The sequence below is a fragment of the Sphaerisporangium aureirubrum genome (genome assembly GCF_042658925.1).
In the GTDB taxonomy this organism is placed as follows: domain Bacteria; phylum Actinomycetota; class Actinomycetes; order Streptosporangiales; family Streptosporangiaceae; genus Sphaerisporangium; species Sphaerisporangium aureirubrum.
On the sequence record NZ_JBHSRF010000077.1, the window covers coordinates 1 to 19,804 of the forward strand.

At 73.6% G+C, this 19,804-nt stretch carries 16 protein-coding genes; 8 read left to right on the forward strand and 8 right to left on the reverse strand.

Going from position 1 to position 19,804, the window contains the following annotated elements:
* Positions 1-2,073: SCO7613 C-terminal domain-containing membrane protein (locus tag ACFP1K_RS33355; RefSeq protein ID WP_380760935.1), on the forward strand; the 2,073-nt coding region annotated here is incomplete at its 5' end.
* A gap of 40 nt (positions 2,074-2,113) precedes the next feature.
* Here the strand turns inward: ACFP1K_RS33355 and ACFP1K_RS33360 are convergent.
* Positions 2,114-2,569: a hypothetical protein gene (locus ACFP1K_RS33360; protein WP_380760937.1), complete on the reverse strand. Its 456-nt coding sequence runs from the start codon at positions 2,567-2,569 to the stop codon at positions 2,114-2,116.
* Positions 2,570-2,840: 271 nt separating this feature from the next.
* On the opposite strand from ACFP1K_RS33360, the gene ACFP1K_RS33365 reads away from it, so the two are divergent.
* Positions 2,841-5,369: an NACHT domain-containing protein gene (locus tag ACFP1K_RS33365; protein ID WP_380760939.1), complete on the forward strand. Its 2,529-nt coding sequence runs from the start codon at positions 2,841-2,843 to the stop codon at positions 5,367-5,369.
* A 3-nt stretch (positions 5,370-5,372) separates the two neighbouring features.
* Here the strand turns inward: ACFP1K_RS33365 and ACFP1K_RS33370 are convergent, their stop codons facing one another.
* The 6 genes from ACFP1K_RS33370 to ACFP1K_RS33395 all read right to left on the reverse strand — a co-directional run bounded on the left by ACFP1K_RS33370 (position 5,373) and on the right by ACFP1K_RS33395 (position 12,688).
* Positions 5,373-6,434, reverse strand: a complete 1,062-nt coding sequence (locus tag ACFP1K_RS33370) for a cellulose binding domain-containing protein (protein WP_380760941.1) — start codon at positions 6,432-6,434, stop codon at positions 5,373-5,375.
* 206 nt (positions 6,435-6,640) lie between these two features.
* Complete coding sequence (locus ACFP1K_RS33375) at positions 6,641-8,134, reverse strand: serine/threonine-protein kinase (protein ID WP_380760943.1); 1,494 nt, start codon at positions 8,132-8,134, stop codon at positions 6,641-6,643.
* Positions 8,135-8,201: 67 nt separating this feature from the next.
* Entirely contained in the window at positions 8,202-9,413 is a 1,212-nt protein-coding gene (locus tag ACFP1K_RS33380) for a retropepsin-like aspartic protease (protein WP_380760945.1), read from the reverse strand.
* The gene (locus tag ACFP1K_RS33385; protein ID WP_380760947.1) at positions 9,410-10,126 is read right to left on the reverse strand and encodes an ArsR/SmtB family transcription factor; all 717 of its coding nucleotides are present in this window, start codon (positions 10,124-10,126) and stop codon (positions 9,410-9,412) included. The genes ACFP1K_RS33380 and ACFP1K_RS33385 overlap by 4 nt, the downstream gene beginning before the upstream one ends.
* A gap of 38 nt (positions 10,127-10,164) precedes the next feature.
* Positions 10,165-11,985 (reverse strand): sensor histidine kinase, encoded by a 1,821-nt coding sequence (locus tag ACFP1K_RS33390; RefSeq protein ID WP_380760949.1) that lies wholly within the window; start codon positions 11,983-11,985, stop codon positions 10,165-10,167.
* Positions 11,975-12,688, reverse strand: a complete 714-nt coding sequence (locus ACFP1K_RS33395) for a response regulator transcription factor (protein ID WP_380760951.1) — start codon at positions 12,686-12,688, stop codon at positions 11,975-11,977. Before ACFP1K_RS33395 ends, ACFP1K_RS33390 begins: the two co-directional genes overlap by 11 nt.
* A gap of 432 nt (positions 12,689-13,120) precedes the next feature.
* Here ACFP1K_RS33395 and ACFP1K_RS33400 point away from each other — a divergent pair, with 432 nt between their 5' ends.
* From ACFP1K_RS33400 to ACFP1K_RS33415, 4 genes are all read left to right on the forward strand, one after another.
* Positions 13,121-14,263, forward strand: coding sequence for a hypothetical protein (locus ACFP1K_RS33400; protein WP_380760953.1), 1,143 nt, complete (start codon positions 13,121-13,123; stop codon positions 14,261-14,263).
* The gene (locus tag ACFP1K_RS33405; protein WP_380760955.1) at positions 14,260-14,985 is read left to right on the forward strand and encodes an ABC transporter ATP-binding protein; all 726 of its coding nucleotides are present in this window, start codon (positions 14,260-14,262) and stop codon (positions 14,983-14,985) included. Before ACFP1K_RS33400 ends, ACFP1K_RS33405 begins: the two co-directional genes overlap by 4 nt.
* Positions 14,986-14,990: 5 nt before the next feature.
* Positions 14,991-16,391, forward strand: a complete 1,401-nt coding sequence (locus tag ACFP1K_RS33410) for an ABC transporter permease (protein ID WP_380760957.1) — start codon at positions 14,991-14,993, stop codon at positions 16,389-16,391.
* A 103-nt stretch (positions 16,392-16,494) separates the two neighbouring features.
* Positions 16,495-17,127: a hypothetical protein gene (locus tag ACFP1K_RS33415; RefSeq protein WP_380760959.1), complete on the forward strand. Its 633-nt coding sequence runs from the start codon at positions 16,495-16,497 to the stop codon at positions 17,125-17,127.
* Between the two features lie 19 nt (positions 17,128-17,146).
* Here the strand turns inward: ACFP1K_RS33415 and ACFP1K_RS33420 are convergent, their stop codons facing one another.
* Positions 17,147-17,740, reverse strand: a complete 594-nt coding sequence (locus ACFP1K_RS33420; protein ID WP_380760961.1) for a peroxiredoxin-like family protein — start codon at positions 17,738-17,740, stop codon at positions 17,147-17,149.
* 74 nt (positions 17,741-17,814) lie between these two features.
* Between ACFP1K_RS33420 and ACFP1K_RS33425 the strand changes: the two genes are divergently transcribed.
* The gene (locus tag ACFP1K_RS33425; RefSeq protein ID WP_380760963.1) at positions 17,815-18,426 is read left to right on the forward strand and encodes a TetR/AcrR family transcriptional regulator C-terminal domain-containing protein; all 612 of its coding nucleotides are present in this window, start codon (positions 17,815-17,817) and stop codon (positions 18,424-18,426) included.
* 111 nt (positions 18,427-18,537) lie between these two features.
* A complete protein-coding gene (locus ACFP1K_RS33430; RefSeq protein ID WP_380760965.1) occupies positions 18,538-19,803 on the forward strand; it encodes an MFS transporter in 1,266 nt (421 codons plus the stop codon).
* The last annotated feature ends 1 nt before the right edge of the window (position 19,804 follow it).

A 19,804-nucleotide genomic window follows, 5' to 3' on the forward strand; every position in this document is an offset into this window, starting at 1 on the left:
GTGCAGAATCTGTTGCTTGTGCTCGGGGGGCTGTTGCTGACGGTGGCGGCGGTGGTGTTCACGGTGGTGAGCTGGGGGGTGCTGGGGATCGGGGGGCGTGCGGCGGTGCTGGCGGGGTTCACGGGGGTGGTCATGCTGGCGCCGGTGGTGTTGGTCCGGCGGGGGCTCACGGCGACCTCGGAGACCGTGGCTGGGGTCGCGGTGGTGCTGTTGCTGCTGGACGGGTATGCGGCCAGGCAGGTGGGGTTTCTCGGCGTCGACGCCTTCGGGGTGCTGGATTACTCGGCGGGGATGTGCGGGCTGGTCGCGCTGATCCTTGTGGCTTATTCGCGGGTGGTGCCGCTCCGCGGGCCCGCTCCGGTGGCGGTGGTGCTGGCGCAGCCGGTTCTGCCGTTGCTGGCGGGGGAGAGGTCGGCTACCTGGCTGGTGGGCGCGCTGGTGGTCACGGCGGCGCTGGATGTCGTGGTGGTGCGGTACGGCCGGGCGGGGGTGCGGACCACGGGTGCGGTCTGCGGCGGTGCGGTCGCGGCCGTCGCCCTGCTGTTCGGTGCGCCGCACGCGCTCACGGCGGACTTCGCCGGGGAGGCGCTGGGCAGGTCGGTGCCGCTGTTCGGGTTGGTTCTGCTCGGTGCGTTCGTGGTGTGGCGGCTGGCCGGGCTTGGTACGGCGGCTGGGGAGACGTGGGCCTCGCTGGTCACCGTGGGGACCGCGCTCGCGTTGATCGCCGCCCTGGCGGCTCCGGGGCAGGCGGTGCTGGGGCGGCTGTCGCTGGATTGGAGCCCGACGGCCTACCTGGTGTCCGCGCTCGTGGTGGTGCTCGGCGCCACCTGGTCACCCTGGCGCGGGGTACGGGGCGCGGGCATGGCCACCGGCGGGTCGGTGGTCATGCTGGTGGCGTTGACGGTGCTGCCTCGGGTCGCGGTCGCTCTGGCGGGGCCGTCGGTGTGGCTGGACACGCTGTGGACGGGCAGATGGGACGGCGGTGGGCCGTGGCCGGGCGACGCGACGTCGCCGGTCGACGTGGTGGTGCTCGGCATGCTGGCGGCCGGCTTCCTGGCGCTCGCCGCACGCGGCACCCGTGGGCGGCCGGTGGTCGGGGCGCTGGTGTCTGGGGCGCTCATGGTGGCCGTCGTTCCTGCGGCCTTCGCCATGGCCTATCCGGTCGCGGTGGTGGTGCTGGTGGGGCTGGCCGTCGGGGTGGCGGCGGGGGCCGTGCTGGGGCGGGTGGTCTGGTGGGCGGTGGCCTGTGCGGTCGTCGCCGGGGCGGCTTCGGTGGAGGCGGCGGTGTACGCGTTCGGTGGCAAGCCGGCGACTCTGGTCGTGCTGCCGGTGCTGGGGATCGTGGCCGCCGTTGTGGCGTTGGCGGGGAGGGTGACGGTCCTGCGGGGGTGGGGGCTCGGCGGTGCCGTCCTGTTCCTGGGGGTGGACGCCATGGCGGTGGGGCTGGCGGCAGGTCTGCAGGTCAAGGTGGCGGCGAGTGTGGGGTGCGCGGTGGCGGGGGTGCTGCTGCTCGGCGGGTCGCTGTGGGGGGGCCGGCGTGGGGCCGGTTGGGGGAGCCTGAGCGTGGAAGGGCTCAGGTACGCGGGTACCTTCCTGCTGCTCGTGGCCTCGTGGTCGCGGCTGTGGGCCGGGGAGGTCACCGTCGTCGAGGCGTACACGGTGCCGTGCTCGCTGGTGCTGCTGGGGTTCGGGTGGTGGCGGCGCAGGAGCACGCGCGTCTCCTCGTGGGCCGCCTACGGGGCGGGGCTCTCCTTCACGATGGTGCCGAGTCTGCTGGCGGTGTACGCGGACACGGAATGGCGGCGGTCGCTGGCACTCGGGCTGTCGGCGGTGGTGGTGCTGCTCGCCGGGGCCCGGTCCCGGCTCCAGGCGCCCGCGATCGTCGGTGGTGTCGTGCTCGCCGGGGTCGCGGTGCGAGAGCTCGCGCCGTACGTGTCGGAACTGCTGCTCGCGGTGCCGCGCTGGATGCCGATCGCGGTGGGAGGGCTGCTCCTGGTGGTGGTCGGGGCGACGTACGAGGCGCGCAAGCGGGACCTGACGCGGTTGCGCGACACCCTGGCGGCGATGGATTGACGCCGCCCAGGCGCGGGCCTGAGCGGCGTCGGGTGCCGGACTACGCGCATCTGGCGTGGGCCGGTGGGACGCTGCTGAAGGTGATCGACTTCCTGAGGCTCAACCTGGCCCGCAGGACGAGGCATCCGTGCCGGTCGTAGGCGTCGTCGAGGTGGGCCCGGGCCTTGTCGTAGAGGTGGGAGAAGCCCAGCACGCACACCACTGCGATGATCTTGTGGGGGACGCGTAAGCAGATCAGCTGGGCCGCGGCCTGGGTAGTCCATTCCCTGGCGTCGAGCCGGGTCTTGATCCACGCGGTTCGTGCGCGGCTGAAGTAGTAGTGGCAGGTGGTCCCCGAGCAGCGCAGGCCGGAGAGCGCGACGTCGCCCGCGGCGGTGGTGCCGGCCGCGGGTGCCGTCACCTGGGTGGGGACGGCGGAGCCGGCGGACGTGAGGGTGACGGCGCACGTGATGATCAGGCATAGACGGATCAGCCACGGGGAGAGTGTTCGGCGCACGGGACGCGCCCCTTTCTGAACGGCGATGGATCGGTGGCCATGGAGCCGGGGGGCGGCGCGTCGTTCCGGACGCACGGCCGCCGGCGGTACCTGGCCGGAGTGCTCACGGCTCGACGCTCGGTGTCCGGCGCGGTGTCCGGCAACGGACACGGACGGGTTCGCGGGCAGGCTGATGAGCCCGCAGGTGGCGGCCTATGCTTCAGGCACGAGAGGTGTCCGGCGTCGCCGGACACCTGGTTGGGTCGGGGGCGGCTGAGGGTGAGGTACTCAGGTGCGCGACGACTCCGATCCCCGTCTCGCCTTCGCGGAGCGGCTCCGGGCGCTGAAGGACGCCGCTCAGATCTCGGTCCGCGGCCTGGAGGTGGCCAGCGCCCGGACACCGCGGCGCCGCGCCGGCCGGCCGCCGCTGCGGTTGAGCCGCGGCACGATCGCCGGAATGATCAGCCGGACCCGGCTGGGGCGCCCCGAACAGGAGCACGTGGAGGTCTTCGTCGACACCTGCCTGCGCGTCGCCCGGGAATCCGGCCGGACCCTCCCCGGTGACCTGGGCGAGCGCCAGGCGTGGGACGCGGCCTACCGGGAGTTGCTGTTATGGCCCGCCGGGAGGGATGGCGGCAGGCGATCGGCCGATCGGCCGCGCGCGCCCGGGCCGGCGGCGATCGCCGCCCCTCCGGACGCCGGGAGCGCGGGGGACGTGATCCGGCATGGCCGGGGCCCCGCCTCCGGGCCTTCGGCGGCGCCCGCCATCCGCTCGTACGATTCGCCTCCGACGACGCCGCCGCCGCCGCGGCGGCGGTGGAGGAGGAGGACCGCTCCCGTGATGGTGACGCCGGACGCGGTGGCGGTCGCCAAGGAGGTGCTGGCCGGGCTGGTCGGCCAGCAGTGGCGTACGGAGGCGATGCTGCGGTCGCTGGACGATCCCGATCCGATCCCGGTGCGGTGGCGGACGGCCGGTGACGACCGGCTGATGGACCACCCGGCGAACCTCGCCCCGGCGCCGTCGCCGCTGACCGTCTCCAGCGACGACGTCGCCGCCCTGGCCGCGCGGTTTCGCGCGATGAGGCGGCGCCGCCTGGTGATCCTGGGCGGGCCGGGCACCGGCAAGACCACCCTGGCGGTTCAGTTGCTGCGCGAGTTGCTGGCGACCCGGCAGGGCCACGAGCACGAACCGGTGCCCGTGCTGTTGTCGGTGGCGGGCTGGGACGCCGGAGCCTTCCCCCTCCTTCAGGACTGGCTGGCGGCGCGGCTGGCCCAGGACTACCCGGCGCTGCGCGCCACGAGCCTCGGCGCCGAGGCGCCCGCGACCCTGGCGGCGCGCGGCGAGATCCTGCCGGTGCTGGACGGGCTGGACGAGCTCCCCACGGCCGCGCGGGCCGCGGTCATCACCACGCTCAACCGGTCCATGAGCGGGGCCGACCAGCTCATCGTGACCGGCCGCACCTCCGACTACAGGGCCGCCGTCGAGGAGGCCGGGGACGTGCTCACCTCCGCCCTCGTCATCGAACCCGACCCGCTGGACCCGGCCGCGGCGGCCGGATACCTGCGGCGCTGCCTGCCCGTCCGGCCGGGACCGGCCTGGGAGCGGGTACTCACCCACATCGGCACCGCCCACCAGGAGGGCCCCGGGGGCGCGCTTGCCGAGGTCGCCGCCACCCCGCTCGGGCTGTGGCTGCTACGCGCCGTCTACACCACCCCGCACTCCGACCCGGCGGAGCTCCTCGACCCCGTCAGGTTCCCCGGCTCCGCCTCGCTGCGCGCCCACCTGTTCGACCGGCTCATCGCGGCGCTGATCGACACCCGTCCGCCCAGCGTCCATCCGGCCGAGCCGTTCCGGCCCCGCCGCCGCCACGACCCCGCCCAGATGCGGCGGCGGCTCGGCTACCTCGCTCACCACCTCACGCACCCCCGCGACGCCGACGGCTCTCCCCGCACCCGTGACCTGGCCTGGTGGCGGCTGGCCCACGACACCCGCGCCGTCACGCGCACGATCAGGCTCGCCCTCGGCCTCGTGACAGCCCTCGTGATCGCGGCCGTCTCCTCGGTCGGGACCGGGCTCGCCAGCAGCCACTCGCCGGCCCTTGCCGGCCTGGTCTACGGTCTCGCGTTCGGGCTGGCCGCCGGGCTCGTGATCGCGGTGGCGGCGCGCTCCTGGCCTGGACAGTCACCGGGCTTCGCCGATCCGCGGCCGCGTGGACGCGGATCGGGGCCCGCGTTCAGACCGGTGCGCGGGCTGGTCGCCGGCCTCGGGGCCGGCGTCGCGATGGTGCTTCTGATGTGGCTCACCGTCGACTCCATCGCCACCGGTGTCATCGCCGGTGCCGTCACCGGGCTCTCGGTCGGCCTCGCCTACGGTTTCGCGTCCGGATTCACCGCCTGGGCCGAGTCCCCGACCCCGGAGGGACGGGCCGGCACACCGCAGACGAGCTGGCGAGCCGACCGGGCGCTCAACCTCGTGCGCGCCATCACGGTCGGCTCCACCTGCGCCCTGACCGGTGGCCTGGCGGGAGGGCTCGGGGCCGGGTTCACCAACACTCCCGCCTTCGGCGTCGCGGTCGGGCTCTGCTACGCGCTCACCTTCGGTCTCGCCGCCGGTCTCGCGGCCGGCAGCCACCACGCCTGGATGGCCTATCTGATCGCCACCAGCCGACTCGCCTGGAGGGGTCGGCTACCTCGCCGGCTGATGGCGTTCCTGGACGACGCCCACCGCCTCGGCCTGCTGCGCGCGGTGGGCCCGATCTACCAGTTCCGCCACGCCGAACTCCAGGACCATCTGGCCGCCGTCCACCGCTTTGGCCGCTAGGCGTCAGCCGGTACAGGGGACTCCGTTCAGGGTGGATCTCATGGGGGACGGCGGGGTGCCGGTGTAGGAGGCGCTGAAGCCCAGCTGGATGGTCATGTTGGGCTGAATGACTTTGTTCCAGGGCAGGTTCTTGAAAATGATCTTGTTGCCGTCCTGGATCACGTCACCCGACCAGCCGGAGGTGAGGATGAAGTTGGAGGAGGAGAACTCGACAATCAAGATCCAGCCGTCGATGTTGGTCGTGCCGGTGTTCTTCAGCGTGATCGAGGCGGTCAGGCCGTTGTACCAGACGTTCATGGCGTAGCCGACCGAGCAGGACAGGCTCGGCGTGGGGGTGGGGGTGGGAGTGGGAGGCCGGGGGAGACCTTGGCGGGCCAGGGCGCTGAAGGGGAGGGAGGGGACGCTGAGGTTGCCGGCGGCGTCCTTGGCGACCACCACGTAGACGTAGCGGGTGCCCGTGACGAGGCCGCTGCTCTCGTAGAAGTGCAGCGGGAAGGTGCCGGTGGGAGTGGGGACGGTGCCGGCGCGGAGCCAGCCGCCGGGGGTTTCGCGGTAGACGTCGTACGCGGTGACGGCGACGTTGTCGGTGGACGCGTTCCAGCAGAACGAGACGCCGGGGTAGTCGGCGAGGCAGGGCTCGCGCAGGCCGGAGGGCTGCGACGGCGCGGTCACGTCACCGGGAGGGGTCGGGGTCGGCGTCGGGGTGGGTGGCGGGGTGCCGGTGCTCGCGGAGACGGTGATCAGGGTGGAAGGCGGGCTGACGTTGCCCGCCGCGTCCTTGGCGACCACGTACATCGTGTAGTGGCGGCCGTAGACGCCGGAGAAGCCTCCCACGGTGCCGGTGGTGCTCGCCGCCTTGACGAAGCCGGTCTGCTCCAGCCGGTAGATGTCGTATCCGGTGACGGCGACGTTGTCGGTCGACGCGGTCCAGCAGATCGAGGCGTAGGCCGATGAACCCGAGCCGGGCACCGGGCACGCGGTCAGGTTCGTCGGCCGGGTCGGCGGTGTGGTGTCGGCGGTCGTGGCGGCTCGCGCGGCCGGGACGGCCGCCAGTCCCGCGGCCATCAGTGCCGCGGTGAGTATGGCTCTCAGAAGTGATGGCATGCCGAGTTTCATTGCGCCCCTACCGATCGTGATCCGTTCCGGCACGTGTCTCCCGCTGCGATCGTGGGGTGGCTCAGCGTGGGGAGTAAAGCACCGGGCCGTACGGGGCGCCGGACGCGCTGGTCGGCCCTGAACGGTTCAGGCCGAGGCGGAGGCCCGGAGGGGATTCACCTGGGGGGCAGCGTGAGGGTGCGGGTCGGCTCGCCCCAGCCGAACCAGTTCACGGTGAAGGGCTCGCCGCCGTGGCCGGCCAGGGGGAAGTGGCCCCAGCTGTCCCAGGTGCCGCCGGCGGGGACGGTCCAGGTGCGGCCGACGCCGACCTCGCGGCAGACCGTGGCGTCGGGGAAGACCTTCGTGGTGGGGAAGCGGAGGAAGGATCCGCCGAACTCGTCGTCGCAGCGCAGCGCCTGGGCTTGCGTGGTGTTGTTCTCGTAGAGGACGCGCAGGGTGAGGCCGTTCTCGTCGATGTCCATCCGGACGACCGTCAGGCGCCAGCCGTGGGACTCCGCCAGGAGGTAGCGCACCGGGTATCGGCCGGGGCGCGGCGGGTGGGTGGTGTCTCCCGCGCCCACGGAGTAGCCGCTCGTGGCGGCCGGGCTCGCCACGGGGGGCGAGGACGTGCCTCCGCGCACCAGTGTCACCGCCACGGCGCCGGCCACGATGACGGCCACGACGCCCGCGGCCACGAAGCCCTGGCGCCGGGCCGAGGAGGCGACGGTCCGCCGCGGGGCGGGGCCGACGGTGAGCAGGTCGGGGTGTCGCGTGTCGTACCCGGCGGGACGCTGCGTGTCGTACCCGGCGGGACGCTGCGTGTCGTACGGGGTGGCGCGTCGCGTGTCGGACGGGCCGGGGGGGTCGGGGGCGCGGCCGTGGGTGAGGGCGGACAGCAGGGACTCGGCGGTGGGGCGGGCTGCCGGGTCCTTGGCCAGGCAGGACGCGATCAGGGAGCGGAGTGGCTCGGCGACGCCGGACAGGTCGGGCATGTGGTTCAGGACGCCGTACATCACCGAGGGAATGGACGTTCCGGGGAAGGCGGGGCGGCCGGTGGCGCCGTAGATCATGGTCACGGCCCAGCTGAACAGGTCGGAGGCGGGGCCGATCTGGCCGCCCGCGATCTGCTCGGGCGACATGTACGCGGGGGTGCCGATCACGCCGGAGGCGGTGGCCGTGGTGTCGAGCACGCGGGCGATGCCGAAGTCGATGACGACCGGCCCCTCGGGGCCGAGCAGCACGTTGGCGGGCTTGAAGTCGCGGTGGACCACGCCCGCGCGGTGGATGGCCGCCAGCGCGGTGAGGGTCGCGATGGCCAGCCGGTCCAGGCCGCCGCCCTTGCGCGGGCCGTCCTCGCGGACCAGGCGCTCCAGCGAGCGGCCCTCGACGTACTCGCTGACGATGTACATGATCGAGCCGTCCACGTCGGCGTCCAGGACGCGCGTGGTGCAGAACGGCGCCACCCGGCGCATGAGGGCGACCTCGTCCCGGAAGCGGCGGCGGGCGTCGGCGTCCGGGGTGTGCTCGGCGTGCAGGGCCTTCACGGCGACCAGACCGCCCTCGGGGTCGCGCCCGAGGTACACGGCGCCCTGTCCGCCCGAACCGAGCAGACCGAGCAGTTCGTATCGGCCTAGGCGCTGTGGCTGGCCGGGACGCAGCGGCTGGGGCACCAGCCCAGCCTGCCAGGCCGTAACCGGGAGTGTGCCGGACGATACCCAATCGTGAGATCCCGGGTGGTCAGCGGAAGGTGTACTCGTGGCGGTCGAAGTCCAGGGTCCAGGCGTGGCGGGACAGGAAGGCGTGGGAGAGCAGCCCGTCGATCCGGATGCCGCCGAAGTCGTGCCAGGGGGGTCTGCGGGTGGGGGTGGTGGCCACGAACGGGTCGTCCAGGGTCAGCGGGCCGAGGTGGACGGGGACGCCGGGGTGGAAGTGCGGGAGGGCGGCGGTGGCGCGGGGGACGGACCACGAGCGGTAGTGCTTCGCGGTGGTGTACAGGCAGGCCTGGCGCGGGGACGAGCCGTCGTCGTCCGCGATGACGTAGACCAGGCCCGAGTCGATGAAGAAGTTCAGGTCGTGGCGGGTGCCGAAGCCGCCCCGGGCGATCATGTAGTGGTCGGCCCAGAGGTGGAAGGGGACCCGCGCGACCGGCTCCCGCGCGGCCAGAAGGGCTTGGTGGCCGGCGGCGCGGCGCGGGGAGAGGATCAGGCGGCCGCCGGGGGAGTCGATGGTGGTGAGGAAACGCTGCAGGATGTTGGTGCCGATGACGATCACGTCCTGGCTGCCGCGCAGGGTGGGCATGGCCTCCACGGGCACGTTGGCCAGGGTGGCGTCGCCGAGGGTCAGCGTGCCGGCCGTTCCGGTGTACAGGTCGGTGCGGGTCGTGCCGTGGTGCTCCCGTCCGGCCGGGGTCAGCTGGATGCCGAGGGCGTGGGCCCGCTCGGTGCCCATGACGAGGAACGTGCCCCCGGTGTCGATGTGGGCGAGCAGCTCGCGGCCGTCGAGCGTGACCGTGACGGCGGGCAGATAGGGCGCCAGCGGGTGCTCGGCGAGCGGCAGGACGGTCGTGGCGGCCAGGCTCACCTTCAGGGGGTGGTCCACCCGGTTCCGCAGGTCGGGCGGTATCGCTCGCCGCCCGCGCCGCCGCAGCACATGCTCGTACGCCTCGGCCGGGCGGTCCAGGTGGAGCAGCGCGTGGGCCGCCGCCTCGTCCAGGGCGCGGGGGAGTGCGGGGGCCTGATCCGGGCCGCTGCGCTGGAGAGCCGTCCCGTAGTGCGCCAGCGCTCGCTCGTACTCGCCCCGCACGTAGCTGGTGAGGAACGACAGGTGCGCGCGGGTCCGCGGCGCGGCCTCGGCGGCCAGGTGGGCGGCCTCGTCGATGTCGCCGCGTGCCCAGGCGTGCCACGCGGCGCGGGCGTGCGGGTCGAGCCGGTCGCGTAAGGCGGGACTCATCCTTCGGCCTCGGTGGCGGCGCGGTCGGCGTTGGCGGTGAGGTCGTGGGTGGCGGCGATGACGGTGAGCAAGGGGATCAGGGCGTGCGGGGCGAGTTCGTACTCGCCGCGGCGGCGTTGCACGAGCAGCCCGGCGGACTGGAGTTCGCGCAGGTGGTGGTACAGGTGGCCGGTCGAGGTCTCGCCCAGGGCCTCCTGGAGCTCGGCGCGGGTGCGGGGCCGTTCGGTCAGCGCGGTGAGCAGGGCCAGGCGGGCCGGGCTGCCGAGGCATTCCAGCATGGCGGCGGTGGCGGGCCGGTCGGTGGCGATGAGGTCGCTCACCTCGTGCTCCCTGGCCCAGAGGTACTCACGGGAGTCCAGGCCCGCGGCGCCGACGTAGGCGATCCTGCCGGACGGCTCGCCGCGGGCGCCGATGTGCTCACGCATCCGATCCAGCAGGCGCAGCGAGGCGCCACCTCCGGGGCGGGTCTCTGCGGTGTCCCCGGCGGCGTCCCTGGCGCGGGGCCTGGTCGCGGTCCGGGGCTTGGCGGTGTCCGCGGCCTGTGGTCCGGCGGCCTTCTCGGTGGGGGACTCCGCGGGGTCGCCGGGCGGTGCCAGGACGGTGTCCGCGAGGCGTCGCGGGGTCGTGTCGCCCTGGTGGGTCTCGGGGGTGTGTTGTTCCAGGCGTTCCACCCGGCGTTCCAGGGCCGCGAGCCGGTTCTCCAGCGTGTCCATCGCGTACCGCCGTTCCTCCGTTATTACGAAATTCCGGATTAACGTACAAGCGGGCCGGGGGCTGGGTCAACGGGGACGCGGAGGGTGAACGTCGAGCCCTCGCCGGGGACGCTCGTGGCGGACAGGGTGCCGCCGTGGGCCTCGGCGAGTTTGCGGGCGATGGGCAGGCCCAGGCCGCTGCCGCCGGTGCGGCGGCTGCGGGACTTCTCGACGCGCCAGAAGCGCTCGAAGACCACGGGTAGATCCTCGGGGTCGATGCCGGTGCCGGTGTCGGTGACGTCGACGGCCACGTGGTCGCCGTCGCGGCGCGCGGACAGGGTGACCGAGCCGGACGCAGGGGTGTGCCGTACGGCGTTGGACACCAGGTTGCCCACCGCCTGCCGCAGCCGTACCGGGTCGGCGCGCACGCGGGTGTCGCCCTCGGCCCGGGTGACCAGCGTGACGCCCGCGGCGTCGGCGCCGCCCCGGTGCGCCACGGCGACCTGGGCGATCAGGTCGGCCGCGTCGAGGTCCTCGGGGTGCAGGCGCGTCTCGCCCGCGTCGGCCACCGCCAGGTCCCGCAGGTCGTCGATGACGTGCTGGAGCAGGCGGGCCTCCTCCAGCAGGGACGACGTCAGCGAGCCGTCCAGCGGGACGACGCCGTCCTCGGTGGCCTCCAGCCAGCCGCGGATGTTGCTGAGCGGGGTGCGCAGCTCGTGCGCGACGTCGCTGACCATCGCCTTGCGCAGCTCCTCCAGGCGCTCGCGCCGCCGGGCCATGGCGTTGAAGGCGTCCGCCAGCCGGCCGATCTCGTCACCCCTGGTGACCTCCACCCTGGCCGTCACGTCGCCCTCGGCCATCCGCCGGGCCGCGCCGGTCAGCGCGCGCAGCGGCCGTACCAGCGGGACGCCCGCGATGACGGTGACGGTCACGGTGATCAGCAGCACCAGGGCCGCGACGCCGGCGATCCTGGCCTGGTTGGCGGGGGAGAGGTCGAAGATCGTGGACGCGCCGCGGCCGGGGCTGCCGACGAACAGCAGGGCGGTCGGCGCGACGTACGGCGCCAGCTGCTCGCGGCGGCTTCCGGCGATGCAGTCCGGCACGTTGCGCGCGAGGTCGCCCCTGACCGCGGCGGACCGGCTCTGCGCGGCCGGGCCGGGGGTGGGGGTCCAGGTGAAGTCCAGCCCCAGCGTGACGTCGGGCTCGCCGCGGCGGGCCAGGCAGGCATTGACCAGCTTGGTGAGGCGGGCGAGCGCCTTGGTCTCCGTCGGGGTCGGGGTGTCGAGCGTCGGGCTGGCGCAGCGTGCCGCGAGGCCGGGGTTGAGGCTCGGCGTCGCGACGGACGGACGCCCGCTCGGGCCGTACACGATCTTGGTTTCCACTCCGAGGCCGCCGCGCAGGCAGAGGGCGCGGCGTTCGGCGGCCTGGCGGAGCCTCTCGCGTTCGGCGGGCGGCAGGCGGAACGGGCCCACCGCGCGCGGGTCGATGTGGTCGGACGGAGTGTTCGCGGCGAGCGCGGTGTCCACGGCCAGCGGTTCGATGACGGCCGTGGGCCTGGCCGGGAGCGAGGCCGCGCCGGAGGCGGCGATCGGGGCGCGGTCCGCGCGGGTCAGCGTGACGGGGCGGCCGATCCGCTGCGCGAGGCGGCGCACGGTGGCCGTGGCGCCGGTCCAGTCGTGGTGCCCGGCCGCGTAGCCGAGCAGCGTGTCGTAGACCATCGCGTCGTCGGCCAGCGCCTGGCCCTGCTCCTGCCGGATCGCCACGGTGGTGCTGCGCGCGGTCAGCCAGGCGGTCGCCGCGATGGAACAGACGGAGACCAGCACCGACACCGCGAGCAGCCGCATGAGCAGGCTCCGGCGCAGCGGCAGGTCACGGGCCATCGGGGTCGCTCCACGGGTCGCCGTCGGTGAGCTTGTAGCCCACGCCGTACACGGTGACCAGCCGGACGGGGCGTCGCGGCTCCGGCTCGATCTTCTTGCGCAGGTTCATCACGTGCACGTCGACGGTGCGCGAGGTGATGTACCGGTCGAACCCGTGCAGGTGCCCGAGGATCTGCTCCCGGGTGAAGACCCGCTCCGGCTCGGCCGCCATCAGCTCCAGCACCCGGAACTCCCCCGGCGTGCACTCCACGGCCCTGCCGTCCACGCTGACCTGGTGCCGTACCGGATCGACCGCGAGTGCCCCCACCCTGAGCGCCGGCTCCGGCCGCGCGCCTCCCGCCCCGGTGCGCCGGAGCAGCGTGCGGACCCGGGCCATCAGCTCCCTCGGGCTGTAGGGCTTGGTCATGTAGTCGTCCGCCCCGAGATCGAGCCCGAGCAGCAGGTCGTCCTCGGTGGACCGCGCCGTCAGCATCAGCACCGGAAGGTCGGACTCGCCCCGCAGGATCCGGCACACGTCCAGCCCGTCCACCTTGGGCATCATCACGTCGAGCACCAGAAGATCCGGCATCCGCCGTCGCGCCGCCTCCAGCGCCGCCCGCCCGTCGTGCACCGTCCGAACCGAGTGCCCCTCACGTTCCAGGTACAGACGCACCAGCTCGGCCTGCTTGACGTCATCCTCGGCCACCAGGACATCTGCGCACATATCCCCCGAGGGTAGGTCGGCCGCCCCACCACTGTCCGCCACAACCACCCCCTGGCGTGCGCTTTCACCAGACCACTAAGACTTCCTAACAGCTTCCTGACATCCCCCCACCATCCTCATCGCCATGCCAAACCCCACCACCCCTCCACCCACCCCGCCGCCCTCCCACCCGAGGCGGGTTGCGTCGTCGGGTGCGCCGCCTTCCCGCGCGAGGCGGGTTGCGTCGTCGGGTGCGCCGCTTTCCCGCGCGAGGCGGGTCGCGCCGTCAGGTGCGGCGCCCTCCCGCCCGAGGCGGATCGCACCGTCAGGTGCGGCGCCCTCGTGCCCGAGCGGCGTCCGCGGGCTTCGCGCGGCCACGGCCTCGTTTTATCGGCGCCGGTACGGCGGGATGGGGTGCGGCGAATTCGGCGCCGTTGTGCGGCGGGTGGCCCGGTGAGTGAGCGGGGGGAGCGTGACGGGGACGGGGTGGGGGAGAGCGGGCGGCAGTGGCGGCGGGTGGTCGTCGGGGTGGGGGTGCTGGTCGTTATCGGTGGGGCGGGGGCGGGGGCGGTCGGGCTGGCCAGGTATCAGGCGCCGGTGCCGGTGACGGCGGGCCGGGTGCCGGTGGAGACGGTGACGGTGGTGCGGACGGATCTGGCGGACACCCGGTCGCTGCCCGGGGCGCTGGGGTTCGGCGCGGAGCGGGTGGTGCGAGGGGCGGGTGAAGGGGTGGTCACGAGGCTGCCGAAGCCGGGGGCGCCGGTGAGCCGGGGGCGGGCGCTGTACTGGGTGAACGACCGCCCGGTACGGGTGTTCTTCGGCGACACCCCGCTGTTCCGCACGCTAGGCAAGATCGGCGTCCAGGGGCGGGACGTCACGGTGGTGGCCGCGAACCTGCGGGCCCTCGGCTACGACCCTGGGCCGGCGTCAGCCGCGGCCTCCGTCCCGAGGAACCGCCCGGCGCTGCCCGGCGAAGTGTTCACCGCCGGCGTGCGGTCGGCCCTGAAGCGGTGGCAACTGGACGCGGGCCTGTCCCCGACCGGCACCCTGCGCCCCGGCCAGATCGCCGTCCTCCCCGGCGCCGCCCGGATCGGGGTGGTGAAGGCCGCCCTCGGCGACCCCGTGGCGGCGGACCTGATGACGATCACACGGGTGACCAAGGTGGTGACCGTCCCGGTGGACGCCACCGACGTGGGCACGATCCGCCGCGGGGACCGGGTGACCGTCACCCTGCCGTCCACCAAGAGGATCTCCGCGACGGTGACCTCGGTCGCCCGCACCACCACCGAGGGCCCCTCGGACGGCTCCGGCGGTTCCGGCACCCCTCAGGTGACCGTCACGGCCACCCCCCGCCGCGCCAAGGACGTCAGAAGCCTGGACTCCGCCGCCGTCCAGGTCGACTTCACCACCGAACGCCACAAGGCAGTCCTGGCCGTCCCCGTGAGCGCCCTCCTCGCCCTCCGCGAGGGCGGATACGCCCTGCAACTCCCCGGCGGCAAGCTCGTCGCCGCCGAGACGGGCCTGTTCGCCAGGGGAATGGTCGAGGTCGGCGGCCCCGGCATCACCGAAGGCCTCACCGTGGTGACGAGCTCATGAGCGCGTCCGAGATCACCGGATCCGCCGGGAAAGCGGAACGCGCCGTGCTGCGGCTCCACCGGGCCCGCAAGGTCCACCCAGGCGGCGTGGTGGCCCTGGACGACGTGTCGCTGGTGATCGAGCAGGGAGAGCTGCTGGCCATCGTCGGCCCCTCCGGATCGGGGAAGTCGACCCTGCTGAACATCATGGGAACGCTCGACCGGCCGTCCGGCGGCACCGTGGAGATCGGCGGGCAGGACGTGGCCGGGCTGAGCGACCGGCGGCTGTCGGCGCTGCGGGGCCGGCGCCTGGGTTTCGTGTTCCAGCAGTTCCACCTGGCCGACGGCCTGACCGCCGTGGAGAACGTCGCCACCGGCCTGCTGTACGCAGGAGTGCCGCACCGCGCCCGCCGCCCCCGCGCATTGGAGGCGCTGGCCCGGGTGGGCCTGGCACACCGGGTGGGCCACCGCCCTCACCAGCTCTCCGGCGGCGAACGCCAGCGCGTCGCCATCGCCAGGGCCCTCGTCAACGACCCCGCCCTGGTCCTGGCGGACGAGCCCACAGGTTCCCTCGACTCGGCCCACGGCCAGGCCGTACTCGACCTGCTCCTCGACCTGAACGCCCAGGGCACCACCATCGCGATCGTCACCCACGACCGTGACATCGCCGCCCGGGTACCCCGGCGAATCGAGATCCTGGACGGCCGCATCCTGGCCGACACCCACCAAGAAAGCGTGAAATGACGGAAATGCCGCCACAGCAGGGGGCCAAGAGAATGCTGCGGCCCACCGACGTGCCCGCGTCCAGGGAGGTGCCCGCGTCCGCCGAGGTGCCCGCGTCCGCCGAGGTGCCCGCGTCCACGAGGGTCGCGTCCACGAGGGGGGTCGCGAACAGGGACGTGCTGGTGGCCGGGCCGGGTGTCGTGGGGGCGTCGAGGGGGGCGGTCGGGGGTGTGGTCAGGCCGGTGCGGCTTTCCGGAGTGGACGTGGTGCGGCTCGGGGTGGTGGGGATTCGGACTCGGCGGGTTCGGGCGGTGTTGTCGGCGGTGGGGATATCCATCGGGATCGCGACGTTGATCATCGTCATGGGGATACCGGCGTCCAGTCAGCAGGCGCTGACGGAGCGGCTGGCGGCGCTCGGGACCGACATCCTGCGGGCCGAGCCGATGCCGGGACAGGATCCGCCGGTGCTGCTGCCGGAAGCGGCCGATCGGATGGTCGCCAGGATCGGGCCGGTCACGGTGGCGAGCGCGGTGGCGAACACCCATGCGCTGCTCGGGCGGTCCGAGAGGGTGGACCCGGGGGACGCGGTGGGGATCACGGTGCTGGCGACCCGTCCGGGGCTGCTGGCGGCGGTCGGGGGAGCCGTGCAGGAGGGACGGTTCCTCGGGCCGGCGACCGAGGCGTTCCCCACGGTGGTGCTGGGGCACGTGGCCGCGGGGCGGCTCGGGATCGACCGGCTGCCCCGGGGGCAGGAGCCGCCGCAGGTGTTCGTCGGCGGACGGTACTTCACGGTCATCGGCATCCTCGGGCCGATGCCGCTGGCCCCGGAGATCGAGCGCTCGGTCCTGGTCGGCTGGACGGCGGCGCGAGACCACCTGCGCTTCGACGGCCATCCCACCGTCGTCTACCTGCGCGCCAGGGAGGACGCGCTGGAGGACGTGCGCGCGGTGCTGCCCGCCACCCTCAACCCGCGGGTGCCGGGCCTGGTACAGGTCAGCAGGCCCGCGGACGCGCTGGCGGCCAAGCAGGCGGCGGAGAGCACCTTCTCGGCGCTGTTCCTCGGCCTGGCGGGGGTCGCCCTGCTGGTCGGCGGGATCGGGGTGGCCAACACGATGGTGGTCTCGGTGCTGGAGCGCCGCCGCGAGATCGGCCTGCGCCGGGCGCTCGGCGCCACCCGCGGCCACATCAGGGCCCAGTTCCTCACCGAGTCGGTGGTCCTGTCCGCGCTCGGCGGCGCGCTCGGCACCGTCCTCGGCGTCTCGGCGACGCTGGGCTACGCCGCCTATCAGGGCTGGCCACCCGTCGTCCCGCCCGTGGCGGTGGCCGGCGGGATCGCCGGAGCGGTCCTGACGGGCGTGGTCGCGGGCGTCTACCCGTCGATCCGCGCCTCCCGGCTGCCCCCGACCGACGCCCTCGCCGCCTCCTGAGCCATTCACCGGCGCACTGCTTCGACGCGGCCTCCCCGGAGAGAAAACAGAACCTCACCGGCTCCTGACAGGTTCCTCACATCAGCCGCCCATCCTCGGTCGCATGATTCACCTCAACGGCACCCGGCCTTCCGGGAAACGCTTCCTCGGGTTCGCGACCGTCGTCCTCGCGGGCTCCTGCGCCCTCGTGGCGTGTACGGGCGACCCCCAGGGAGCGGGCGGTACGGCGGCGGCCACGAAGGACAGCGGGGTCGCCTCGCTGGCCACCGCCACGGCGACCCCGGGGAACACCCCGAAGGCCTCCCCGTCCAGGCGGGCCTCGGACGGCGGGCGCCCGCAGCTGCGCCTGGACAGCTCGCCGGAGGAGATCACGCGCTTCCGGCAGGCGTACGCGGCCTGCCTGAGGAAGCACGGGATGCCGGAGAGCGGGGAGTGGACCGCCGCGCGGGAGAAGGCGGGCCGCAAGGCGTGTGAGGACAAGATGCCGCTCCTGCCGCCGGAGATGGACCCGCGGACCAACCCGCACTACGCCGACGCCGTCCGTACCCAGGTGAAGTGCCTGAAGGAGCGAGGGCTCAAGGCCCGCCTGGTCCCCGCCCCCGGCTCGGACCCGGGCGACGTCTCCTGGACCCTGGACAGTCTGCCCGGCGAGGACGTGGACCTCCAGGACATCCAGGACGACTGCCGCGAGAAGGCCTTCGGCGGCGGACGGGCCCTGGCTCCCGGCCCGATGTGAGGCCAGGACCCCGGGACGGTCAGGAGGAAAGGACGTCCTGGTGGGTGCGGGCGAGGGTCAGCAGGTGGCCGACGGACCACTGGTCGTAGGCGTGGGAGCCGTAGTACGCGGCGAGGACGCGGCCGCCGGGGGCGATGAGCAGGTCGGCGGGCAGGCCGAGGCGTCCGTTGGGCTGCTTCGGCGCCGGCAGGGGACGGCGGCCGCGCAGGACCGGGCCGAGGTCGCGCAGGACGCCCCAGACGATGGGGCCGTAGGCGCGGGGGTCGAGCAGGGCCCGGCGGGCGGACTCGACGCCGAACTCGGTGTACAGCTCCTTGCCGGGGTCGGCGACGACCGCGAACGGCAGGTCGTCCACGTGCGGCAGCAGCTCCTGCGCCGGGGAGTGGAACATCACGACCTCCCGCACCCCGGCCGCCTCGATCTCCTCGTGCCGCGCCACCACCGTCCGCAGGTGCAGGTTGCACACCGGGCACCCCGCGAAGCGCCGGAACTGCATGTGGATCATCCGTCCCGGATCCGGGACCGGCACCGTCTCCCCGGTGACGGCGCGCAGCTCCCGCCCCGCGATCACGTCACCCGCCGCGATCTGCTTCCCCCGAACGCCTCTGGCCATGACAGGCCCTCCATTCGTAAGCGTGCGATGTACGCCTACGAACGCTATGAGCGTATGCTGTACGCTGTCAACCCGTGCCCCGCCCGCGTTCGCTGACCCACACCGCCCTCGCGACCGCCGCCCTGGCCGTCATCGACCGCGACGGCCTCGGGGCCCTCTCCATGCGCGCCGTGGCCACCGAGCTCGGCATGGCCACCATGTCCCTCTACCGCTACGTCACCGACCGCCACCAGCTGGAAGGCCTGGTCGTCGAGCTGGTCCTGGCCGAGGTCGACATCACCCCTCCGCCCGGCCTCCCCTGGCAGGCCCAGGTGACGGCCCTGGTGGACCGCGTCAGGGCGGCGGTCGGCGCCCACCCCGAGGTCGTCCCCCTCACCATGACCCACCGCCACACCTCGCTGAGCCTGCACCGCTGGACGGAGGCCGTCCTCACCGTCCTCACCGCGGCGGGCTTCACGGGAAGGCCCAGGGTCCTGGCGCTGCGCGCCGTCCTCGCCCACACCGTCGGCTCGCTGCAGATGCAGCACCTCGGCTCGCTGGCCGGCCCCGGCACCGCCGTCATGACCGCCCTCTCGCCCGACGACTATCCCCTGCTGGCGGAGACGGCCCGCACGGCCCGCCCGATCCCGCCGGACGAGGAGTTCCACCACGGCCTCGCCGCCCTCCTCACGGGCCTGGCCCGCTGAAAAGGGATTGCTGGCGCCCGGGTGGATGGCTTAGCGTCGAGAGCCCTCCTATGAGGCCTTCTTCGTGTCTATTCGCCCGTTTTGTAACGAGGCGCTGATCGGACGGTAGTCATGTTCGGCCTGGGACGCCGTTTTCCCGTGCTCATGATCCGGGACTTCCGGCTGTTGCTGGCGGACCGGCTGCTGGCGCCCGCCGCGGCGGCGTTCTCGCTGGTCGGGGTGTCGTTCGCGGTGCTGGACCTCACGGGGTCCACCGCCGACCTGTCGTACGTGCTGGCGGCCCAGATCGCGCCGTCGCTGGTGTTCACGCTGATCTCCGGGGTGTTCGCGGACCGGTTCCCGCCGCAGCGGGTGATCATCGCGGCGAACGTGCTGATCGCCGTCAGCGAGGGCGGCCTGGGGCTGCTGGTGCTCACGGGGCACGCGGTGCTGTGGCACATGATCGTGCTGGAGACGCTCACAGGCGTGGGGATGGCGGCGTTCTGGCCGGCCTCGCAGGCGCTGCTGCCGCGGATCGTGCCGGGCGAGCTGCTCCAGGAGGCGAACGCCGTCAGCAGGCTCGCGATGAACCTCGCGCAGATGGGCGGGGCGGCCGTCGCCGGGGTCGTCGTGGCGGTGGTGGGGCCGGGATGGGCGATGACGGTGTGCGGGATCGGGTTGTTCGGCACCATCCCGTTGCTGCTGGGCATCCGGGCCGGTGCGGGTGAACGGGTGCCGGGCACGGGGATGGTCCGCGAGCTGCGGGAAGGGTGGTCGGAGTTCGTCAGCCACACCTGGCTCTGGGCGATCGTGCTGCAGTTCGCCGTGACGCTGTCGGCCTGGTACGGCGGTTTCCAGGTCCTCGGCCCGGCGGTGGCCAAGGCCCATCTCGGCGGGCCGGCCGCCTGGGGGACGATCATGGCGGCGGAGGCGGCGGGGCTGATCCTCGGCGGCCTGCTCTCCCTGCGCTTCACCCCGAAACGGCCGATGCTGGTCGTGGTGTGCATCGGCGGGGCCATGGCGATCTCGCCGCTGTCGCTGGCGGCGCGCTGGCCGCTCGCGGTGGTCTGTGTCACCGCGCTGCTCCTCGGCGTCATCATGGAGATCATGGTGGTGCAGTGGAGCGTCGCGCTGGCCCGCAACATCCCCCAGCAGAAGCTGGCCAGGGTCTCCGCCTACGACGCGCTGGGCTCGGTCATGGCCATGCCCCTCGGCGCTCTGGTCGCGGGGCCGCTGGCCGACCGTGTGGGATTGGCGGCCACGCAGTACGGCGCCGCGGCACTGATGGTGCTCTCCGCCGCATTCACCCTGCTTTCCCGGGAAGTACGCACCATGCGCGCCCCCGAGAAGGCCGGTACGGACCTCACTCCCGCCCCGGCCGCGTCGGGCCTGAATTGAC

Bases quoted from the DNA above. Each gene is read 5' to 3' on its own strand.
- ACFP1K_RS33410 (WP_380760957.1), top strand. From the start codon at position 14,991: ATGCCGCCACAGCAGGGGGCCAAGAGAATGCTGCGGCCCACCGACGTG.
- ACFP1K_RS33385 (WP_380760947.1), bottom strand. From the start codon at position 10,126: ATGGACACGCTGGAGAACCGGCTCGCGGCCCTGGAACGCCGGGTGGAA.
- ACFP1K_RS33430 (WP_380760965.1), top strand. From the start codon at position 18,538: ATGTTCGGCCTGGGACGCCGTTTTCCCGTGCTCATGATCCGGGACTTC.
- ACFP1K_RS33395 (WP_380760951.1), bottom strand. From the start codon at position 12,688: ATGTGCGCAGATGTCCTGGTGGCCGAGGATGACGTCAAGCAGGCCGAG.
- ACFP1K_RS33415 (WP_380760959.1), top strand. From the start codon at position 16,495: ATGATTCACCTCAACGGCACCCGGCCTTCCGGGAAACGCTTCCTCGGG.
- ACFP1K_RS33380 (WP_380760945.1), bottom strand. From the start codon at position 9,413: ATGAGTCCCGCCTTACGCGACCGGCTCGACCCGCACGCCCGCGCCGCG.
- ACFP1K_RS33420 (WP_380760961.1), bottom strand. From the start codon at position 17,740: ATGGCCAGAGGCGTTCGGGGGAAGCAGATCGCGGCGGGTGACGTGATC.
- ACFP1K_RS33390 (WP_380760949.1), bottom strand. From the start codon at position 11,985: ATGGCCCGTGACCTGCCGCTGCGCCGGAGCCTGCTCATGCGGCTGCTC.
- ACFP1K_RS33370 (WP_380760941.1), bottom strand. From the start codon at position 6,434: ATGGCCGCGGGACTGGCGGCCGTCCCGGCCGCGCGAGCCGCCACGACC.
- ACFP1K_RS33405 (WP_380760955.1), top strand. From the start codon at position 14,260: ATGAGCGCGTCCGAGATCACCGGATCCGCCGGGAAAGCGGAACGCGCC.